22 protein-coding genes are annotated in these 20,205 nt (G+C 34.2%); all 22 read left to right on the top strand.

The genetic code is table 11. The annotated features are described in order from the left end of the window. Complete coding sequence (locus tag ACH2BV_RS12620) at positions 1–861, top strand: class I SAM-dependent methyltransferase (protein ID WP_395051088.1); 861 nt, start codon at positions 1–3, stop codon at positions 859–861. A gap of 26 nt (positions 862–887) precedes the next feature. Then, positions 888–1,805, top strand: a complete 918-nt coding sequence (locus ACH2BV_RS12625; protein ID WP_395051089.1) for a glycosyltransferase — start codon at positions 888–890, stop codon at positions 1,803–1,805. Beyond that, complete coding sequence (locus ACH2BV_RS12630; RefSeq protein WP_395051090.1) at positions 1,802–2,872, top strand: glycosyltransferase family 2 protein; 1,071 nt, start codon at positions 1,802–1,804, stop codon at positions 2,870–2,872. The genes ACH2BV_RS12625 and ACH2BV_RS12630 overlap by 4 nt, the downstream gene beginning before the upstream one ends. 1 nt (position 2,873) lies before the next feature. Further along, positions 2,874–4,016, top strand: coding sequence for a glycosyltransferase family 4 protein (locus ACH2BV_RS12635; RefSeq protein WP_395051091.1), 1,143 nt, complete (start codon positions 2,874–2,876; stop codon positions 4,014–4,016). Next, positions 4,000–4,614, top strand: a complete 615-nt coding sequence (locus ACH2BV_RS12640) for a hypothetical protein (RefSeq protein WP_395051092.1) — start codon at positions 4,000–4,002, stop codon at positions 4,612–4,614. The genes ACH2BV_RS12635 and ACH2BV_RS12640 overlap by 17 nt, the downstream gene beginning before the upstream one ends. A 3-nt stretch (positions 4,615–4,617) precedes the next feature. Beyond that, a complete protein-coding gene (locus tag ACH2BV_RS12645) occupies positions 4,618–4,764 on the top strand; it encodes a hypothetical protein (protein WP_395051093.1) in 147 nt (48 codons plus the stop codon). Between the two features lie 90 nt (positions 4,765–4,854). Continuing rightward, positions 4,855–6,015 (top strand): cytidylyltransferase domain-containing protein, encoded by a 1,161-nt coding sequence (locus tag ACH2BV_RS12650; protein WP_395051094.1) that lies wholly within the window; start codon positions 4,855–4,857, stop codon positions 6,013–6,015. Then, positions 6,008–6,883, top strand: a complete 876-nt coding sequence (locus tag ACH2BV_RS12655) for an N-acetylneuraminate synthase family protein (protein WP_395051095.1) — start codon at positions 6,008–6,010, stop codon at positions 6,881–6,883. Before ACH2BV_RS12650 ends, ACH2BV_RS12655 begins: the two co-directional genes overlap by 8 nt. Before the next feature lies 1 nt (position 6,884). Further along, positions 6,885–7,697 carry a polysaccharide pyruvyl transferase family protein gene (locus ACH2BV_RS12660; protein WP_395051096.1) on the top strand — a complete coding sequence of 271 codons (813 nt, stop codon included), beginning with the start codon at positions 6,885–6,887 and terminating at the stop codon, positions 7,695–7,697. A 22-nt stretch (positions 7,698–7,719) separates the two neighbouring features. Beyond that, the gene (locus tag ACH2BV_RS12665) at positions 7,720–9,123 is read left to right on the top strand and encodes a UDP-glycosyltransferase (protein ID WP_395051097.1); all 1,404 of its coding nucleotides are present in this window, start codon (positions 7,720–7,722) and stop codon (positions 9,121–9,123) included. Between the two features lie 108 nt (positions 9,124–9,231). Continuing rightward, entirely contained in the window at positions 9,232–10,377 is a 1,146-nt protein-coding gene (locus ACH2BV_RS12670; RefSeq protein ID WP_395051098.1) for a glycosyltransferase family 4 protein, read from the top strand. Positions 10,378–10,380: 3 nt separating this feature from the next. Further along, a complete protein-coding gene (locus tag ACH2BV_RS12675; RefSeq protein WP_395051099.1) occupies positions 10,381–11,913 on the top strand; it encodes a glycosyltransferase family 2 protein in 1,533 nt (510 codons plus the stop codon). Positions 11,914–11,956: 43 nt separating this feature from the next. Further along, positions 11,957–12,682 (top strand): glycosyltransferase family 2 protein, encoded by a 726-nt coding sequence (locus ACH2BV_RS12680; protein WP_395051100.1) that lies wholly within the window; start codon positions 11,957–11,959, stop codon positions 12,680–12,682. A gap of 33 nt (positions 12,683–12,715) precedes the next feature. Continuing rightward, on the top strand, positions 12,716–13,996 hold the full coding sequence (locus tag ACH2BV_RS12685) for a hypothetical protein (RefSeq protein WP_395051101.1): 1,281 nt from the start codon (positions 12,716–12,718) through the stop codon (positions 13,994–13,996). A 2-nt stretch (positions 13,997–13,998) separates the two neighbouring features. Continuing rightward, positions 13,999–15,000 (top strand): glycosyltransferase family 2 protein, encoded by a 1,002-nt coding sequence (locus tag ACH2BV_RS12690; protein ID WP_395051102.1) that lies wholly within the window; start codon positions 13,999–14,001, stop codon positions 14,998–15,000. A 2-nt stretch (positions 15,001–15,002) separates the two neighbouring features. Further along, on the top strand, positions 15,003–16,079 hold the full coding sequence (locus ACH2BV_RS12695) for a DegT/DnrJ/EryC1/StrS family aminotransferase (protein ID WP_395051103.1): 1,077 nt from the start codon (positions 15,003–15,005) through the stop codon (positions 16,077–16,079). After that, complete coding sequence (locus ACH2BV_RS12700; RefSeq protein ID WP_395051104.1) at positions 16,073–16,729, top strand: acetyltransferase; 657 nt, start codon at positions 16,073–16,075, stop codon at positions 16,727–16,729. The genes ACH2BV_RS12695 and ACH2BV_RS12700 overlap by 7 nt, the downstream gene beginning before the upstream one ends. Further along, positions 16,726–17,661, top strand: coding sequence for a glycosyltransferase family 2 protein (locus ACH2BV_RS12705; protein WP_395051105.1), 936 nt, complete (start codon positions 16,726–16,728; stop codon positions 17,659–17,661). The genes ACH2BV_RS12700 and ACH2BV_RS12705 overlap by 4 nt, the downstream gene beginning before the upstream one ends. Then, a complete protein-coding gene (locus ACH2BV_RS12710) occupies positions 17,645–18,937 on the top strand; it encodes a hypothetical protein (RefSeq protein WP_395051106.1) in 1,293 nt (430 codons plus the stop codon). Before ACH2BV_RS12705 ends, ACH2BV_RS12710 begins: the two co-directional genes overlap by 17 nt. 113 nt (positions 18,938–19,050) lie before the next feature. Then, positions 19,051–19,398, top strand: coding sequence for a hypothetical protein (locus ACH2BV_RS12715; protein ID WP_395051107.1), 348 nt, complete (start codon positions 19,051–19,053; stop codon positions 19,396–19,398). Between the two features lie 161 nt (positions 19,399–19,559). Beyond that, entirely contained in the window at positions 19,560–19,832 is a 273-nt protein-coding gene (locus tag ACH2BV_RS12720) for a hypothetical protein (protein WP_395051108.1), read from the top strand. A gap of 23 nt (positions 19,833–19,855) precedes the next feature. Beyond that, a complete protein-coding gene (locus tag ACH2BV_RS12725; RefSeq protein WP_395051109.1) occupies positions 19,856–20,053 on the top strand; it encodes a hypothetical protein in 198 nt (65 codons plus the stop codon). Positions 20,054–20,205: the final 152 nt, after the last annotated feature.

Here is a 20,205-nt window from a genome sequence, read left to right on the forward strand (position 1 = left end):
ATGGAAAAAAAATGGACAGGCGAAAGATTAGAAACTTTTATAAACTCTAGAGAAACTATAGAGCATTTGCATCGTTATGCTTTAGCTTCTGAATATATTAAAGATAAAGTAGTCCTAGATATTGCCTGTGTGGAAGGATATGGTAGTAATTTGATGATTAAGAAGGCCTCTTATATTTATTCTGTTGATATAGATGAAGAAACTATGCAAGTAGCTAAACATAAATATAAAAAAAGTAATTTAGAGTTTTTGACTGGAAGTACAAGTTCAATTCCTTTAGCCAACAATAGCATTGATGTTGTTGTGAGTTTTGAAACTATCGAGCATCACGATGAACATGATGAAATGGTGAAGGAAATAAAGAGGGTTTTGAAGCCAAATGGGCTATTAATTATTTCGACTCCAGATAAATTATATGCTTCAGACAGTAATGAGCACCATAACGAGTTTCACATAAAAGAGTTGTACAAACATGAATTTAAAGATTTAATTTCTAAAAATTTTGATAATGTACAATTGATTTCTCAGACTTATTTTAGTGGGAGTTCTCTAATAGATAATGAGAGTGATAAAGACCAATTACAAATCTATTCTGGAAATTTTTTTGAAATAGAAAGTCACACAATTAATCCTTTGTACTTAATTGCAATAGCCTCGGATGATAATTTTTTGCTTCAAAATAAATCAATATTTGAGGGAAGCAAAATATTAAATATTCATATTGAAAATCAAATTAAGAGCATATATAATAGTAATTCATACAGATTGGGAAATTATATTTTACTTCCATTAAAATTTATAAAAAAATTAATGGGTTTATTTTTATATAATCGATTTTTAAGTAAAGATTTTATTAATTAACGAAAACATCTAATTAAAATGTTCAAGTGAGTGATATTACAGTAAGTATATTTATATTAACCTACAATCAGGAGCAATTTATTGCTCAAACTATTGAAGGGGTTCTGATGCAAAAAACCAACTTTAAGTATCAATTGGTAATTGGAGAAGATTGCAGTATAGATAAAACTAGAGTAATTTGCGAAAGCTATGCTAAAGAATATGGCGTAAAAATAAAACTATTGCCAAATCTACCAAACAATATAGGGTTAATATCCAATTATATGCGAACTATCAAGGAGTGCGATGGTAAATATATAGCGATTTGTGACGGAGATGATTATTGGATAGATGAAAATAAACTGCAAAAGCAAGTTGATTTTTTGGAGAATAACCCAGAATATTCAATTGTTTATACTGCAATAAAGTTACTTTATAGTGATGGAAATTTGAAGAATTGGAATCCTAATCCTAGAAATGCAGGTACTCAATTTGAACATTTAATTTTTGATAATCACATACCTTCTGTTTCGGTACTTTTTAAGAATATTCAAAATTCTGAAAATGAGCTACCAACTTGGGTTGCAAATTTTCCTTTTGGAGATTGGCCTACTTATTTATGGACAATTAGAAATGGTGGCAAGATTCATTTTTTAAAGGATATTACTGCGGTATACAGAATGGATACAGGGATTTCGACACAAATACGAAAAGTTAATAGTAATATTCTAAAAATAAATTTAGAAATTCTAAATTATATTTTTTCGGATATTAATTTTATTCACAAGAAAGATATTGTATACAAAGCTATACTTGAAAAAAAATTAAATTTGATGTCAAGTTATAATCGAGAAGGCAAATATTTTAAAGCATTTAGACAATATATAATTAATTTAAAACAAAGAGGTGTAAATTATAATGATGCAAAAATGTATTTATATTCAATTTATAAAAGTCTAGTATGATAACACTTGTCCTTACTAATCGTAATCGTGACTTAAGAATCGTAAAAAATTGCCTCAATTCTTTGACAGAGCAATCGTTAAAAGAATTCCAAGTAATTTTAGTAGATTACGGAAGTGATGTAGTTTATGTCAATGGTTTGCAAACTTTAGTTCAAGATTATTCTTTTATACAATTGATTACTTGTCCGGTTCAAGGACAATTATGGAACAAATCACGAGCCATAAATATTGCTTTACAACAAACGTCAACTCCTTATTTTTTGGTAGGAGATATCGATTTGATTTTTCATCCTGATTTTATAAAAATTGCTTTGCAATCTATTTCCATAAACAAAATAGTTTATTTTCAATATGGGTTTTTATCAAAAGAGGAATCTTTATTGTGCAAAAAATTCGAAGAATTTAAAGTAGCCTTTTTGGGGAATAATGAAATTACAGGAACGACACTTTTCCCCACGGATAAATTAAAAGAAGTAAATGGTTTTGATGAGTTTTATCACGGTTGGGGTGCCGAGGACACAGATATTCATATTCGATTAAGGAATATTGGCTTGGGAATAGTTTTTTATTCTGGGGAACTTTTAATAAAACACCAATGGCACCCAAAAGCCTATAGAAGCAAAGAAAGCAGTACTCCTTTTCATTCCAAATTAGAGCAAACAAACCATTCTTATATTCAATTTACCGCTAGTTCAAATCGAACAAAAGTAAATTTACAAACACAATGGGGCAAAATGCCATTAGAGTTGGACTATCGAAAGCTTGCAAACAACCCTAATCACAGTTTTCAATTGCTGCCTGAAGAGGTAAAATTATCAGCACTATTAGCACAATTTAAAAATTTCGAAAAAGAGTTGGTTAGCATTGTCATCAAGGAGGTTTCATCAATAGAAAAAGCAAAACAGTTTCTGAAGAAAGTAGTAGGCAAGAAATACAATTGTTATTTAGAAATGGAAGAAATGAACAACAGCATACTCGAGGAAATCATCATTAATTATAGAAACTTACCTTATTCATATAGCTTTGACAGGCAAAAGAAAGAGATTCAACTTTTAATTCAATTTTGAGATGAAAATTGTAATGGTTTCCATACCCAATCATCATTTTTTTCAGTGGGTCAACCAATTGAAGCGGTCGGGTCATGAAGTGTTTTGGTTCGATATTTCGGATAGTGGTAACAAATCGGAAAGGATACAATGGGTGCATCAAATACAGGGATGGAAACTAAAATACGATTATCCTTTAAGGCATTTTCTTAAAAATAATTTCCCTAGAATTTATAATTTTTTTCAAAAATACAACGAACGAAAGGTAGCAACAGTTTTTCGAAAATTGCTTGATGAAATACAACCAGATGTGGTCCATAGCTTTGCAATGCAACTTTCGTGCTTGCCCATTCTGGAAGTGATGCAGCAACACAATGCAACAAAATGGATTTACTCCTCTTGGGGAAGTGATATTTTTTTTCATACAGAATTAGGGATTCAATCAGTTCAATTCACCCAAATTTTGCAAAGAGTCAATTATTTAATTACTGACTGCCATAGAGATGCTATAATTGCTGAACAAAATGGTTTTAAAAATACTTTTTTAGGCGTTTATATGGGAAACGGAGGACTTGATATAGAAAAATCCTTTATCGAAAATCCTGACGACCGAAATGTAATAATTATTAAAGGATATGAAGATGGAATTGGCAAAGCTTTGAAAGTGATTGAAGCAATAGAACTATTGCCAATTTCATTGTTTGATGAATTCGAAATAATTATTTATAGTGCTGATTTAGAGGTTGTAAAAAGAGTTAAGAAATCGCCACATTTTTCTTTGCTAAAAGTGAAAATTTACAAAAGAGGGCAATTTATTGCTAATGCTGATTTATTGCAATTAATGGGTAAAAGCGTGGTGCATATTGCGAATAGTCTTTCAGATGGTTTGCCCACAAGTGCTGTAGAAGCCATGGCAATGGGTGCTTTTCCCATACAATCTAACCCTGGAAAAGTTTCCGAGGAAGTTATAACTCATGGACTGAATGGCTTTTTAATAGAAAATCCATTAGATAGTATTGAAATTGCGAAATGGATTGAAAGCGCAATAGTAAATCCCAAATTGAGAGCAAATGCGCAAAAATACAATGTTAATTTTGTAGATAAAAATTACAATAGGGAGCAACTTGAAAAAAAAATAGTAAAACTATATGAAAGCATTTCTTAAAAAAATATTCAATGTCTTGAATCAGAATAAGTCTTCTGATACAAAAATACTGAGGCGACAAACCGAAAATTTAATTTTAAGAGAAGGAAAAAAATCGGACACAAAGCGGTGGAAAAACAATGAAGAACTTTTGCAGAATTGGGATGAAAGGACTATTATTTTGGGTTCATTTATTATTCCATATTCAAATATAATTGAATTCGGAGCAGGTAATATGGTTTTAAAAGACACGTTGACAAATTATAAAAGTTATACACCATCTGATATTGTACCCAGATTCAAAGAAACCATTGTTTGTGATTTAAACCAAGCCATATCCTTTGATCTCACCAATTATGACGCAGCTGTTTTTAGTGGCGTTTTAGAATATGTGTATGATATTGAAAAGGTTATTGAGCAAATGAGAGCGGCTTCGGTAAATCAAATAGTTTTGTCTTATTCTTGTGCCGATATTGTAAAATTGTCTAGAGACAAAAACGGATGGTTGAGTGATTATACTAAAGAAGATTTGGCGAAAATTTTCAAAAAACGTGGATATGCAATTGATAATTATCAAGAATGGAGAAATCAATCACTTTATAATCTAATAAAAAAATAGAGCATGTCATCAATAGCTTCGAAAGGTCCTGAATTATCCAAAGGGTTTTGGAGGGTAATTGAAGTAATCAAACCACAGCAAAGATTTGTAATTATTCCGACGCAAATTTTGTGTGAAATTGCGCCAAATATACCTATTTATGGATTGTAAGAGTTTTTTATATTGAATTTTAATTATTTAAAAGGCAATCCTATTTCAATATAAAAAACTATTTTTGAAATAAATACCAAATATCATTAAATGAAAGCTATAGCTATTATTCCACTTCGTAAGGATTCCAAAGGTATTCCTGGAAAAAACAAAAAGAAAATGTTAGGCCGTCCTTTGTTTTCATGGGTACTCACCGAAGCCATTTTTTCCGATCTTGATACAGTATATGTTTTTACCGACGACATCGAAATTATTGATTATGTCAACAAAAATTATGCATGGACGGCAAAGGTGAAAACACTGCTGAGAAGTGACGAAAATGCTAGTGACACTGCATCTACAGAAAGCACAATGTTGGAATTTTCTGAGAAAATAAAACATGACTATGACCTATTGTGCCTGCTTCAGGCTACTTCTCCTTTAACCATGGCCGCCGATATCAATAAAGTATTGGAAAAAATCACTCAGGAATGCTGCGATGCTGCCTTAAGCGTGGTAAAAACGCATCGCTTCACCTGGAATAGTAATGGTACTCCCCAAAATTATGATGTGTTCAATAGACCCAGACGACAGGATTTTAATGGATTACTCATCGAAAATGGAGCAGTCTACTGTACTGCTAAAGAAGTGTTTTTGAACTCTAAAAACAGAGTGAGCGGAAAGATCGGATTGGTTGAAATGCCCGAGGAAACACTGTTGGAAATAGACAGTCTGTCAGACTGGCATTGTATAGAAAATCTATTGATGGAACGCCAGAAGTCGATGAAAAGAAATCAAAGGATTCAGTATTTGGTACTGGACGTAGATGGAGTTTTTACCGATGGGGGAATCTATTACAGCGCAGATGGAGAACTCACCAAAAAGTTTGATATGCGAGATGGCATGGGACTGGAGATTTTAAGGGAAAATAATGTCGAAGTCGTGGTGATGACTTCGGAAAACTCCGCATTGGTAGCCCAACGCATGAAAAAACTGCAGATAGAAAACACTTTTTTGGGAGTTAAGGATAAATTTTCCTTTTTGAAACACTTTCTCACTTCTAAAAACAGTAGTTTTGAGGCTGTGGTTTATGTGGGGGACGATGTCAATGATTTAACTAATTTGTGTAGCTGCGGATGGTCTTTCGCTCCAAAAGATGCTACAACGGCTGTGTTAAATCATGTAGATGTAGTGCTGAACCATGCCTCAGGGCAAGGAGCTGTCAGAGAAGTTTGTGAGTTTATTTTAAAATACAATAAAAGATATGAATAGTTATAAAACACCTTATGTTATTGCTGAAATTGGTTGCAACCACAAAGGTGAAATGGAAATTGCCAAAGAATTAATAAAAATTGCTAAAATATTTTGTAATGCTGATGCGGTAAAATTCCAAAAAAGGAACAATAAAGAATTACTTACCGAAGAACAATATCATACTCCCCATCCAAATCCAGTTAATTCGTATGGGGATACGTATGGAACACACAGGGAGTATTTGGAATTTGATATTTACCAACATGCAGAATTAAAAGCCTATTGCGAAGAAATTGGAATTGTATATTCAACTTCAGTTTGGGATACCACTTCAGCAAGGGAAATTGCTTCTTTGAATCCTGAATTTATAAAAATTCCTTCGGCCTGTAACAACAACTATGATATGTTGGGTTGGTTATGTGAAAACTATCAGGGTGAAATTCACATATCCACCGGAATGACAACCAAAGAGGAAACAGAGGATTTGGTGCGCTTCTTTACTTCAAAAGGGCGAAATAAAGATTTAGTATTATATAATTGTACTTCCGGTTATCCTGTTCCGTTTGAAGACGTTTGTTTGTTGGATGTCAATCTATTACTTGAAAAATACGGAGATATAGTAAAAACTATAGGTTTTTCAGGACATCATTTAGGAATTGCAGTTGACATCGCTGCGTATGCCTTAGGAGCTAATATCATTGAGCGTCATTATACCCTTGACAGAACATGGAAAGGGACTGATCATGCCGCTTCATTAGAACCCGAAGGGTTGCGTAAGTTATCACGTGATTTAAAAGCGGTTCATAAAGCATTGCAATTTAAAAGCCAGGATATTTTGCCTATTGAGCAAGTACAGCGTGACAAGTTGAAAAATAAGAAAATTTAGTATGTTTAAAAATACCATACGGCTATTTTGGTGGAATGAAAAAATTATCCAACGCAAATCCAAAGAAAATTACGGAGATTTTTTGGGTAAATATTTAGTAGAAAAAATATCAGGAAAAAAGGTGGTTTTTGCTTGGCCTAAAAAGTTTTACTTTTATGATTTTTTTGCCCCTATTTATGTAACTGTAGGTAGTATTTTAGCTAATGTAAATAATAAATGTATTGTTTGGGGAAGTGGAATTATCAACCAACAAGTTCTAATTAAAAAAGCAAAATTTTTAGCGGTGCGTGGACCTCAAACCAGAAAATACCTTATGGGATTAGGTTATGAAGTTCCGGAAGTGTATGGTGATCCTGCCTTATTGTTACCGCGCTATTTTGCTCCAAAAGTAGAAAAGAAATACAAATACGGAATTGTTCCTCATTATAACGATTATAAAGTAGTAGATAAATGGTTTGAAAACAGAACCGATATCCATCTAATCGATTTGATGACCAATGATATAGAATCTAAAACCATCGAATTTTTAGCGTGTGAGAAGATAATATCTTCTTCTTTACACGGAATCATCGTTGCACATGCCTATGGGATTCCGGCCATTTGGCAAAAGTTTTCAGATAAAGTTTTTGGAGACGATATCAAGTTTCAGGATTATATGGAGTCAGTTAAACTTGACTTTTACCTGCCAATTTGCAGACAAATCGAATTTACAGAAGTGGAATTGAAGCAGTTGTTCGAAAATTTGCCCAGTTTGCCCAAAAAACAAGATATGGAAGATTTACGAAATAGTTTAATGCAAGTATGTCCTTTTTAAATAGAAACAGAAAGAATTGACAATGAAAAAAAAAGTTTTTATTTTTTTGCCAGACGGAGTGGGACTGCGCAATTTTGCTTTTACGCAATTCAAGGGAATAGGGGAACAAAAAGGCTATGAAATTGTGTATTGGAATAATACCGTTTTTTCCTTAAAAGAAGAATTGAATTTTGAAGAAGTCAAGATTAAAAATCACAAACTTCATAAACTGACTTCGGTATTTACAAGAGCCAGAAAAAGAATGGAGCTCAATATTTTTGATAAAAAGTTTAAAGAAACGGTTTATGATACCTACAATTTTCCCCAGTCTTATAAAGGGTTCAATAATGCATTCAAAAGTGTACTAGTTGATTTATTAGTGTATTTCGGATCTAATGAAAAAGGATTATTATTCGTCAGGAAGCAGATAAAAAAACTAGAAAGAAAGAATTCTAAATACGAGTATTGTAAAGCACAATTAACAGAACATCAACCAGATTTTATTTTTTGTACCAATCAAAGACCTTCACAAGCCATTGCCCCACTTTTGGCAGCACAGGATTTGGGAATTCCCACGGCCACTTTTATTTTCTCCTGGGATAATTTGCCTAAAGCCACCACACTTGTCGAAACTGATTATTATATAGTTTGGAGTGACCACATGAAACGGGAATTACTTATGTATTGCCCTTATGTTAAACCAGAAACTATTTTTGTAACAGGAACCCCCCAGTTTGAGAGTCATTTTGACAAAAGTATTTTAAAAAGCAGGACTGCATTTTTCGAAGAGAATAACCTGGATATACAAAAACGCTATATCTGTTATTCCGGAGATGATATCGTTACTTCGCCACTAGACCAGTACTATCTTGAGGATTTAACAAAATCGGTAATAGAGTTAAATAATCAAGGATTTAATTTGGGTGTATTGTATAGAAAATGCCCAGTAGATTTTACCGATAGGTATGATGAAATTTTAGAAAAATATAAGGATGTAATTGCAGTTGTCAACCCTGTTTGGAGACCTATTGGAACCAATTGGAACGAGATTATGCCAACAAAGGAAGATTTTGTGATGCAAGCCAATGTGTGTGAACATACCGAGTTTGTTGCCAATATCGCTTCTTCAATGGTATTTGATTTTGTGGCACACCATAAATCTTGCTTGTTTTTTGATTATGAACAACCCCAATTAAAAAAAGGAATAAGGGATATTGGCCAGAATTATAAATATATCCATTTTCGTTCCATGCCTTCTAAAAATGCCGCTTTGTGGTCTTTTGACAAAAATCGCCTGACAGCAACAGTAAAAACGATTATTAACGCCAATGTTTCAAGTGTCGAAGAGGGACAACAATGGTTTGAAACGATTGTTGGTGAAAATCCTACAGAAGCATCAGGGAAAATTTGGGATGTTATTCATTTAATCCTTGGCAGGGATAATTAATGGAGAACAAGCTTTTTAAGTTAGCAATTTGCATTATAACAATTTTGGTTCTTGGAGTCTTTTCGAATTACAAACAATTTATATATTTTTAGTTTTAATAAATAAAATATGCACATCGCTTTCCTAACGCCGGAATATCCTCACGAAAAGATGCCCCATGCAGGTGGTCTAGGCACGAGCATAAAAAATTTGGCAGAAACCTTAACGAAAAATAAAATTGAAATTACGGTATTTGTTTACGGTCAACAAAACGCTGAAATTTTCACAGAAAAAAACATTCATTTTCATTTGATTCAAGATAAAAAATACGATGTTGCCAAATGGTTTTTGTATAGAAAACACATCCAGAATTATTGTAACAAGATAATTATGGAGCAAAAAATCGATATTTTGGAGGCCCCGGATTGGACCGGAATCACGGCCTTTATGAAATTCAGCATTCCATTGGTAATTCGTCTTCATGGCAGCGATACTTATTTTTGCCACCTTGAAGGGAGAAAGCAAAAACTGAAGAATTTTTGGTTTGAGAAATTGGCTATTCGAGGTGCCAAAGCCTTTATTGCTCCCACAACTTTTGCAGGGGATGTTTCCCGAAAGTTATTTGGCATTAAAAATAAAACCATTCAAACTATTCATTATGGATTGGAACTCGATAAATTTGAGAACCCCAATCCCGAAGAATATGAAAAAGGATTACTTTTATATATAGGAACGATTATCAGAAAAAAAGGAGTTTTTGAATTGCCTGAAATTTTTAATTTGGTTCTACAGCTACATCCTGAAGCGAGATTGGTCTTGATAGGCAGTGATTCATCTGATATTGCAACAGAATGCCAATCGACATGGCAGTTGTTGGAGCAAGGCTTTAAGGAAGAGGACTTCAAGAGAGTCTCCTATTTAGGCAAAATTCCCTATCAGGACGTGCAGGATTACATAAAAAAAGCCAACGTATGCGTGTTTCCTACTTTTGCCGAAACCTTGGGAATGGTGACTATTGAGTCAATGGCGATGCAAAAAGCGGTGGTTAACAGTAATATAGGCTGGGCAAAGGAATTGATTGTAGAAGGCGAAAGCGGGTTTTTAGTACATCCTAAAAATCATCTTGAATATGCTGCAAAAATTAATTCTATTTTAGAGAATAATCAGTTGGCTAAAAAAATAGGGGAAAATGCCCGTAAGCAAGTGGAATCTCTTTTTGATATTGAAAAGATTGCAAACGAAAACATAGAGTTTTATAAATCCATTATAAATTAAGTCATGATACTGATTTATCATAAAGACAATAAAGTAGTGGGGCTAAGCAATTCGTATCGTATCGATACATCCGATGCTTTAACCATCGCGGAATATCTAATGCTATTGGCCATAGAATTTCCTGATGAACTATTGATATGGTGTCATATTAATTTAAAAGAACAGTTAAATGTTTCAGTAATTGAGCAATTGTTTCATCATAAAAAACTATTGTTCTCGTATAATCCCTATGAGGGGGTGTATTTGGATAAAAGCATTGGCTATGTAGAGGAATCTCCTTTTATAAAAATAAATAAAAAGTCTACTTATCCCACCTGGCAAATGAGTAGTTGGGTTGGTGGGGTGCATTCAGAAGTGGTTTTAGCAATAAAAAACGATATCCCTTTCGAAAAGGATTTTGATTATTTTCTGGGTTCCTTAGCCAAGCTGGGAATGCGACAAGGATTATTGTGTTATTCTGAACCTCTTCTTTTAAAGCGGCAATTGGAATCTATACCAACAAATACAAGCCCATACACCCTTTTTCGTTTCGTGAAACAACATTATAAATCCCAGTGGGTGTTTTTGTTGCTCTTCAATTTGATGGTGTACGAAAGAAGATTTCCAGTTTTGCCTTTTCTTTTTTCGCTTTTTTATAAAAACAGAAGCAAGCTCAACATTAAGCTGGACGGCATTAAGGTGCAATCTACCAGAAAACTGGTGGATTCCACCGCCGTGGATGTCATCATCCCCACTATTGGTAGAAAGGATTATTTGCATAAAGTCTTGAAGGATTTTTCTAGACAAACTCTTTTGCCCCAAAAAATTATAATAGTGGAACAAAACCCGGTTGAAGGAAGCCAAACGGAACTGGACTATGTTAAGGGGGAGCAATGGCCCTTTGAAATCAAACATTTTTTCATACATCAAGCGGGAGCCTGCAACGCCAGGAATTTGGCTTTAGACCAAACCCAAAATGAATGGGTGTTCTTGGCGGATGACGACAATCGTTTTGAAGCCACTTTATTGTCGGATATTTTTAACAAGATCAAACAATATGGAAATCCAGCGGTAACCACATCGTATCCACAAAAAAATGAAATACTGACAAATACAAAAGTGATCCAATCTTCCACTTTTGGAGCGGGTAATAGTTTTGTGAGAAGAAATCTTTTGGATAAGGCAAGATTCAATAGGGCATTTGAATTTGGTTATGGAGAGGATGTCGATTTTGGAATGCAATTGCGCAATCAAGGGGAAGACATTTTGTATTTGCCCGAGCCCAGCATCCTGCATTTGAAAGCTCCCATCGGTGGTTTCAGGACTAAGCCCGTATTGCAATGGCAAAACGAAATTGTTCAACCTAAACCCTCCCCGACGATAATGTTGTGCCAAATTTTGCATAATACCGATGCACAAACCTTGGGGTATAAAACCATCCTGTTTTTTAAGTATTATAGGTTCCAGAAGATTAAAAACCCGATTAGTTATTATTGTAATTTTCAGAAACAATGGGATAAAAGTGTATTTTGGGCTAATGAATTGAAAAAAGAATAATGAAACTTTCACTAATATTGCATAAATTAATTTCAAAGTCTGAATGAATACTACCATAAAGAAACTATCCATCGTGATTCCTGCCTATAATGAAGGTCCCACAATTCATAAAATTCTAGATAAAATTAAAGATGTTGATCTACTGAATGACATCCAAAAAGAAATTATTGTAATCAATGATTTTAGCACAGACAATACTTCTGAAAACATTAAGAATTATATTGGCAACAATACGAATCTGAATATTTTGTATTTAGAACAAAGTGAAAACAGGGGTAAAGGAGCCGCCTTGCATAGAGGTATCCAAAATGCAACTGGTGATATAATCGTGATTCAAGATGCCGATCTAGAATATGATCCGAATGAATATAATTTGCTGTTAAAACCTTTTCTTTCAGGATATGCAGATGTTGTTTATGGCAGCCGATTTATGGGAGGAAATCCCCATCGAATTTTATTTTTTTGGCATAGTGTAGGAAATAAAATATTGACATTTTTGAGTAATATGGCTACAAATCTAAATTTGACAGATATGGAAACCTGCTATAAAATGTTTAGATCCGACATCATAAAATCATTGGATTTAAAAGAAAACAGATTTGGTTTTGAACCAGAGGTAACAGCAAAAGTATCCAGAATTCCGGGTATTAGAATATACGAGGTAGGAATAAGTTATTATGGCAGGACATTTGAAGAGGGAAAAAAAATTGGATGGAAAGATGGTTTTAGAGCTTTGTATTGTATCGTTAAATATAAAATTTTTAAATAATAGATGAAAAATTTGATAAATATAAAGGGGGTTATGCTGTTAATTATCATCAGTTTAATTTCTGTTAAATTTTATTATCTGTATATAACAAATTTAAGCGCCGCTTATTCAAATGAAATTGCCTATAATAATGGTGATTCAAGCCATTATTTGAAAATTGGCAAAAACATTTCTGATTTTAATGTGTATTCGGATACTAATTCAAAAATTAATTCAGAATCGGCAACTTGGAGACCCCCTTTTTGGCCTTTTATACTGTCAGTTTTATTTAAATTCACGAATAATCCATTGGTTTTAATAGTTTTAAAATCCATTTTGGAAGTGTTTATTATTGGATTGATTTTGTTTAGATTCAAGAATGAAGCGAATTTAAAATTCATTTACCTCCTTCCTTTTCTTATCGTTTTTATTGAACCTCAATATTTAAAATATTCAATAAATTTTTTATCAGAAAGTTTGTCGGCTATTTTAATTTTAGGACTCACTATTTTTTTTGCTTCGCTAAATAAAACTAAAAGGTATCACATAGCCATACCTATTATAGCTTCAATGATCATTTTATGCCATCCTGTTTCTATTTTCTTTGTGATTTCGTTGTTCATCATATATCTGGTATTTATCCTAAAGTCTAATTTTGTTGTTGCCTTAGTGCATGGACTACTATTTTCAATACTTGTTCTCGCTTGGCCCTACAGAAATTATGTGACATTTGACAAAGGGTTTTATCTGACTGCATCACAAGGAGCCACGTTTTCAAAGGGATGGAATGAGAAAGTGGCAACCCAATTTACCAATGTTGATGGTGATTTAGCAGACGAAAATTTAAATTTGAAGTTTGTGGACAGCAGCTTGTTGTCCCAGTCAGAAAATAGTGTTCTAGCGATGAGTAAATTATACACTATAGGAACTAAAAAATTCATTAATGAAATACCTTTTCAAGAAAAAATTAATATTGGCCTTAAAAAATTAATATCAAACTTCAATCCTTTTCCTGAAAAACCAAAGCCGGGATTTCTGGAAACGTTGTCCATTTTCTTTAGAATTTTATATTTAGTTACTTTTGTTCAAATGATTTTTAGATTTTTCAGAAAAGAAAAAATAGATTTCAATTGCATGAAAGACCGAATTTATTTAGTTGTCTTGGCTGTTTTTATCGGGCAGACAGTAATGTCGGTTTATGTATACACAGGATTACGATTTAATTCTATATATTCGTTGACCCTGCTTTTTTGTTTTGTCTACATAAACAATGAATTTTTGAGAAAGAGTCTTAAAAAAAGGATGCCATTTACAATTCAAAAGCGAATTAATTGACCATGAAATTTTCCCTCATCATCTGTACTTATATGCGACCCATACCTTTGCTCCGTTTATTGCAGTCGGTGCAATTACAATCGAAGTATCCAGATGAAATCCTGATTATTGATGGTTCCACCAATACTGAAACAGAGAGACTCTTCCAAGAAAACAAATTTGCCAACTTACATTATTTCATGGTGCCAGAGGAACATCGTGGCTTGACCAGACAGAGAAATTATGGAATTGAAAGAGTAGCAGATGATGTAGAAGTGGTTTGTTTCCTAGATGATGACACAGTTCTGGAACAGGATTATTTTGAGCAATTATTGAAAACCTACGAAATCCGTCCGGAGGCATTGGGAGTAGGTGGTTATATTGTCAATGAATCCGAATGTGAATATGTTGGCAATAATTACCAAGCCAAGCCCGACGAGTATTACTTTGATGGTTGGAAACGAAAAGATGGTAACCGCTTCATCCTTAGAAAAAAGCTGGGCTTGGACAGTGATTGTCCCCCGGGATTTTCGCCCGCTTTTTCGCATAGCCGAAGTGTAGGCTTTTTGCCGCCCTCCGGCAAAATATATTCCGTGGAGCAATTTATGGGAGGCGTTTCGTCGTTTAGAAAAACGATTTTTCGAATCCTGCAATTCTCCACTTATTTTGAAGGCTATGGCTTGTATGAAGATGCCGACTTTAGCTTGCGAGTATCCAAAACGGGTATGTTGTACGTGAATACGGCAGCTCGACTGAACCACTATCATGCTGTTTCAGGAAGACCCAACCAATACCGATACGGCAAAATGGTGGTGAGAAACGGCTGGTATATTTGGAGAATCAAGAACCCTAAACCCATAGTAAAAGATATCCTAAAATGGCATTCTATCACGATACTCTTGGCATTCATAAGATTTTCCAATACATTTACCACGGCCAAAAGAAAACAATCCTTTACTGAAGCTATGGGAAGAACAGTAGGGTGGTGGAGTTTGTGGGTGAATAAACCCAAAATAAAAAATTAAAGATGATCAATGTAACAAAGACTTTTTTTCCTCCAATTGAAGACTATCATTTTCAAGTGGAAAGGATTTGGAAGAATCAATGGCTTACGAATCGAGGGGAACTCGTTCTCGAACTGGAAGAAAAACTGAAGATCTTTTTGCAAACTAGTTCTATATTGATTACCAATAATGGGACTGTTCCATTGCAAATAGCCTTGAAATTGTTGGGCAATGGTGGCGAAATTATCACCACGCCTTTCAGTTATGTTGCCACTACGGCTTCCATCGTTTGGGAAAACTGTACCCCTGTTTTTGTGGACATTCATCCAGAGTATTTAACCATTGACGAAACCAAAATTGAAGCGGCGATAACTGATAAAACAACAGCCATTTTAGCGACACACGTTTTTGGAAATCCTTGTAATGTTGGCGTTATCGAGGCTATTGTCAAAAAATACGATTTAAAAGTTATTTATGATGCGGCGCATTGTTTTGGAGTGAACTATAATGGCCAATCTATTTTTGAATATGGCGACGTGAGTACTTGCAGTTTTCATGCCACCAAACTTTTTCATACCGGCGAAGGCGGCGCTCTTTTTTGTAACGACAATGCATTGATGGATCAGCTTTTTTACAGTCATAATTTTGGGCACAATGGCCCATTAGCCTTTCACGGATTGGGAATTAACGGAAAAATATCCGAACTGCAGGCTGCCATGGGATTAGCAGTTTTGCCGTATATGCCCCAAATTGTGAAAGAACGAGTAAAAGTGGTGAATTACTATAACACACATTTGAATTTTACTCATTTAAAAAATATGAAGTTGAGGGAGGGGACGGAATGGAATTACAGTTATTATCCCCTTATTTTTGAAAATGAAAGGCAGTTGCTAAAAATTCAGAAAGCATTAAATGAGGCTTCCATTTTTCCGAGAAGGTATTTTTATCCTTCTTTGAATACCATTGATTATGTAAAAGGGCAATCGATGCCTGTTTCTGAGAGTATTGCTGAAAGAATTTTATGTTTGCCTCTATATCTGGGTTTAGAAAAAGAGGATTTGTCCACTATTTGTAAAATAATAAATCAAACGCTATGCTAATTATTGGGGCCAAAGGTTTTGCGAAAGAAGTTTTGGAAGTGTTACATCAATTAAATCAGTTGGATAATTTAGTTTTTTATGATGATGTTAATAATGATGTACCCAATAAATTATTTGGACGATTTCCAGTTTTAAATAATGCTCAAGAAGCATCCGCATTTTTTAAAACTATTGATGACAGGTTCACAATTGGTATTGGAAACCCTATTTTAAGAAAAAAATTATACCATAAATTTACTGATTTGGGAGGAGTATTTTGTTCTGTCATTAGTCCTTTAGCAACAATTGGGTACTATGGGAATCATTTTGAAATGGGGTGTAATATCATGTCGGGAACAGTAATTACAAGTGATATCTATATAAAAAAAGGGACTTTAATTAATTTGAATTGTACAATAGGGCATGATTCGATAATTGGAGAGTTTGTTGAACTGTCTCCTGGGGTACATATTTCTGGGAATTGTGCAATTGGTAATTATTCAGTTCTTGGTACAAATGCCTCAGTTTTGCCTAAATTAACAATTGGTAAAAATGTCATCATTGGTGCCGGCTCGGTTGTGACCAAAGATATTCCTGATAATTCAGTGGCTGTTGGAATTCCTGCCAAAGTAATAAAGAATTTAGAACCTTTAAGCGATATGTTGCTATGAAAATATCTTTTGTAATTCCGGTATTTAGAAATGCGGGTTCCATTATTCCAACTCATGAAAAATTGGTTACTTTGTTAACAACCTTGCAATTGGAACATGAATTTATTTTTGTGAATGATGGTTCCGATGACAATTCCATAGAAGAATTATTACAATTGCATAAAACAGCTTCCAATGTGAAAGTGATTTCATTTTCCAGAAACTTCGGTCAAGTAGCCGCAATAATTGCTGGACTCAAGGAAGTGGGTGGAGACGCAGTCGTGATTATGTCGGCCGATTTGCAGGAACCCATAGCACTTATTGGTGAAATGATTGCTAAATGGAAGTCAGGCAACGAAATAGTGATAGGACACAGAATAGACAGGGAAGATGGTTTTATTGCCAACACAGCATCAACTATTTTCTATAAATTGATGCGTCAGGTCAATCCCAAAATGCCAAAAGGAGGATTTGATTTTATGCTCATCGATAAAATAGCCTTAAACGTATTAAATCAAATTGATGAAAGAAACCGCTTTTTTCAAGGTGATATATTGTGGCTGGGCTTCAACACAGCTTTTATTCCCTACACCCGCTTAAAGAGAACCATCGGAAAATCGCAATGGACTCTGGCAAAAAAATTGAAATATTTTATCGATGGATTACTTAATACATCCTACGTTCCCATCCGGTTGATGTCGTTGTTGGGGATTTGTTTTTCTTTCTTCGGATTTCTTTACGCCATCGTTATTGCCTACAATAGATTTATAAATAACACACCATTTACTGGTTGGGCACCCATAATGATTCTCATACTAATCATTGGAGGATTGATTATGTTGATGCTTGGAATCATTGGCGAATATGTCTGGAGAACGTATGACGAAACCCGAAAAAGACCCCTTTACATCATTAAGGACAAATTTATAAAAGAGGATGAAGCGAATAATTGATTTTGTCGTGAAACATCCTGTTGCCATTACGGCCTTAACATGTTTCTTGTTTTATTTTCTGCCTTTCAAGCCAAAACCCTTTGGCGATGGAGAATACCACGAAGGAACCATTCAGCTAATTCAGTATGTTTTGAATGGATTTCAAGGAGATGTTAGGGTCGACAAAGGTTTGTTTACCTTGTTTTATTACTTTATCCCTTATGCAGCTGTTTTTTATTTCAAAAAACAAATGCTGTTTTATTTAAGTGGAGTGGTTTTTAATAGTATGATGATTTGTTTGGCAGTTAACTATTTATTCAAGTCATTTGAGGTGTTGCATTTCTCCAATAAATCAAAATTTTGGACATTGATGATTTTGAATTTGTTCCCGATACATGTTTATTACGCCATGGGGATTTTGGCGGAAGCGGGTTCTTTTTTTGCGGTTTGTATGATGGTTTATTTTTGGGTTAAAATTGCAACGACAAAATTGTCTTCATTTGTTGATTTTATATTTTTAGCGACTGCCGTTGTGATGCTCATGGGCTTTAGACCCAATTTGTTGCCCTTTGCCTTGTTATTCCTGATTTATTTCGTGTTTATCAAAATCAACATAAAGTACAAGTTCCTTTTTGGGGGTACTTTCATTTTCCTGATGGCTTTGCTGACCATTGCAGAGCAGTCGTTGAGCACTACTGATGGAGAATTCAAAAAAGAAGTGTTTAGAAAGCAACTGCTGTGGTCCCGGTTTGAATTGCGGGACGAACCTTTCAACTGGTTGCCACAACACGGAGAGAAGGATGTCGCTTCTTCTGATTATCTTAATAGTTTAGCAAAAAGAGCAGAATTAGATTCGATTTGTGATTTCAATAAGTTCGATAAGACTGCCTATTACATCAATTGGGTAAAGAATGATATTATTGAGCATCCCCTGCTTACCCTGCGTCAATATGGCTTGAAATTTTTTCAGTCACAAAGTTTTATTATTTCACCACTGATTCGATCCGACAAGAGTGATGCGATTAAATATGGAGTGCATATTTATATCAACAGCATCAATTACATCTTGATTTACTTTTCAATAATGGCAACTGTTATTTTGATAAGGAAGAAAAAATATCAAGTGATAATACCCTTTTTGTTACTATGGGGTTGGAGTTTGATTTATATATTTGTTTTTCATTCTGAGCAACGGTATCTATTTCCCGTGCGACCTGTAGTGGTGTTTTTGTTTGCCTATTATGTCAATTACTATTTTGATAAAAAGTCTTTAAATAAAGGAATAGCCGTGAATTAAAACTTTTATGCAGAACGGTGTTTATAGAAAAAGTGTAAGGATATTGATAGTAAATGGGAATGTATCTCGGATTGGTTAAGAAATAATGTAGTAAAATGAAAAACTGAAATTAAATGAATAAAAAGTACCTTTTTGCACTTCTCTTTTTTGGTTTAGCAATAGTTGCCCTAATCAATTATAGAACGCCTTTTTTGAGACAAGACGGGGGAGGATGGTCTATAGGCTATGGGGCAGCTACCAGTTATCCGGACAGTATGGAGATGGACAAAAATGCGGTTTATTCCATTGAAATGCTCAAAGTACAAAACGACAGTACCGTTTTTCTGGCCGATCCCTTTTTTGTGAAAGAGAAGGATACTTTTTATGTTTTTTTTGAACATAAAAAAACAAAACAAATGCGGATGTTGGTCTACTTACCTCGGTTGACGGCAAAAACTACCAGTATCGAGGAACGGTTTTAACCCAAAAATTTCATTTGTCCTACCCCCAGGTTTTTAAATATAAGGGAGAATTTTATATGGTACCGGAGTCCAAGCAGGCCAATGCGGTCTTGTTGTATAAAGCCCATCGGTTCCCTTTTGATTGGAGGGTCTGTGATACTTTGATACCTAATGTCCATCTCGTGGACCCGTCCATTTATTTGTCGGATTCATTGAATATCATGGTGGCCAGCGATTATGCCAAAAATTTGTATGTATATCAGGCAGACTCCCTGTTCGGGAAATGGCAATTGCACCATAAACCCATTGCTTTAATAGGAACTGAATCCAGGGCAGGAGGGCGTTTTTTTGCCGACCAGAAAGGATTGATTTTGCCGGTGCAAAATTTCACGAAGGGCTATGGATATGGGGTATCTCTGTACCGTTTTTCATTCAAGGACGCGGCTATATTATAAAAAGGGAAAAACCATTTTTTTTAATGGCCAACAAAAACATAAAAGAATTCAATGCAGGGATGCATCAATTAGACCTACAACGCTTGGATGCCAACCACTATTATTACGTGTATGACGGGAATCGATTGAACAGTGATTCAAAAAGCCTCAATCTTTGGGGTCCCTTGAAATGGAATTATTTGGATTTAAAAAATTGGATGTTATTGAACATAAAATATTAAATTTTCAAATAGTTAAAATGCCCTAAAATGGTTTGGTTTTTTACACTAATTTTTTTTTGTATGGTAGTTTATTATTTATTAACCAAAATGAAACTAAAAAGATATTCTAATAGCTATTTGTATTTAAAACAGGTAGTAAAGATTTCTATTAA

The sequence above is a fragment of the Flavobacterium sp. genome (assembly GCF_043780635.1).
Classification (GTDB): Bacteria; Bacteroidota; Bacteroidia; order Flavobacteriales; family Flavobacteriaceae; genus Flavobacterium.

Coding starts and splice junctions, on each gene's coding strand:
- ACH2BV_RS12685 (WP_395051101.1), top strand. CDS start 12,716: ATGCTGTTAATTATCATCAGTTTAATTTCTGTTAAATTTTATTATCTG.
- ACH2BV_RS12700 (WP_395051104.1), top strand. CDS start 16,073: ATGCTAATTATTGGGGCCAAAGGTTTTGCGAAAGAAGTTTTGGAAGTG.
- ACH2BV_RS12675 (WP_395051099.1), top strand. CDS start 10,381: ATGATACTGATTTATCATAAAGACAATAAAGTAGTGGGGCTAAGCAAT.
- ACH2BV_RS12620 (WP_395051088.1), top strand. CDS start 1: ATGGAAAAAAAATGGACAGGCGAAAGATTAGAAACTTTTATAAACTCT.
- ACH2BV_RS12635 (WP_395051091.1), top strand. CDS start 2,874: ATGAAAATTGTAATGGTTTCCATACCCAATCATCATTTTTTTCAGTGG.
- ACH2BV_RS12665 (WP_395051097.1), top strand. CDS start 7,720: ATGAAAAAAAAAGTTTTTATTTTTTTGCCAGACGGAGTGGGACTGCGC.
- ACH2BV_RS12650 (WP_395051094.1), top strand. CDS start 4,855: ATGAAAGCTATAGCTATTATTCCACTTCGTAAGGATTCCAAAGGTATT.
- ACH2BV_RS12725 (WP_395051109.1), top strand. CDS start 19,856: ATGGCCAACAAAAACATAAAAGAATTCAATGCAGGGATGCATCAATTA.
- ACH2BV_RS12660 (WP_395051096.1), top strand. CDS start 6,885: ATGTTTAAAAATACCATACGGCTATTTTGGTGGAATGAAAAAATTATC.
- ACH2BV_RS12645 (WP_395051093.1), top strand. CDS start 4,618: ATGTCATCAATAGCTTCGAAAGGTCCTGAATTATCCAAAGGGTTTTGG.
- ACH2BV_RS12705 (WP_395051105.1), top strand. CDS start 16,726: ATGAAAATATCTTTTGTAATTCCGGTATTTAGAAATGCGGGTTCCATT.
- ACH2BV_RS12670 (WP_395051098.1), top strand. CDS start 9,232: ATGCACATCGCTTTCCTAACGCCGGAATATCCTCACGAAAAGATGCCC.
- ACH2BV_RS12640 (WP_395051092.1), top strand. CDS start 4,000: ATGAAAGCATTTCTTAAAAAAATATTCAATGTCTTGAATCAGAATAAG.
- ACH2BV_RS12630 (WP_395051090.1), top strand. CDS start 1,802: ATGATAACACTTGTCCTTACTAATCGTAATCGTGACTTAAGAATCGTA.
- ACH2BV_RS12680 (WP_395051100.1), top strand. CDS start 11,957: ATGAATACTACCATAAAGAAACTATCCATCGTGATTCCTGCCTATAAT.
- ACH2BV_RS12710 (WP_395051106.1), top strand. CDS start 17,645: ATGAAGCGAATAATTGATTTTGTCGTGAAACATCCTGTTGCCATTACG.
- ACH2BV_RS12715 (WP_395051107.1), top strand. CDS start 19,051: ATGAATAAAAAGTACCTTTTTGCACTTCTCTTTTTTGGTTTAGCAATA.
- ACH2BV_RS12655 (WP_395051095.1), top strand. CDS start 6,008: ATGAATAGTTATAAAACACCTTATGTTATTGCTGAAATTGGTTGCAAC.
- ACH2BV_RS12695 (WP_395051103.1), top strand. CDS start 15,003: ATGATCAATGTAACAAAGACTTTTTTTCCTCCAATTGAAGACTATCAT.
- ACH2BV_RS12690 (WP_395051102.1), top strand. CDS start 13,999: ATGAAATTTTCCCTCATCATCTGTACTTATATGCGACCCATACCTTTG.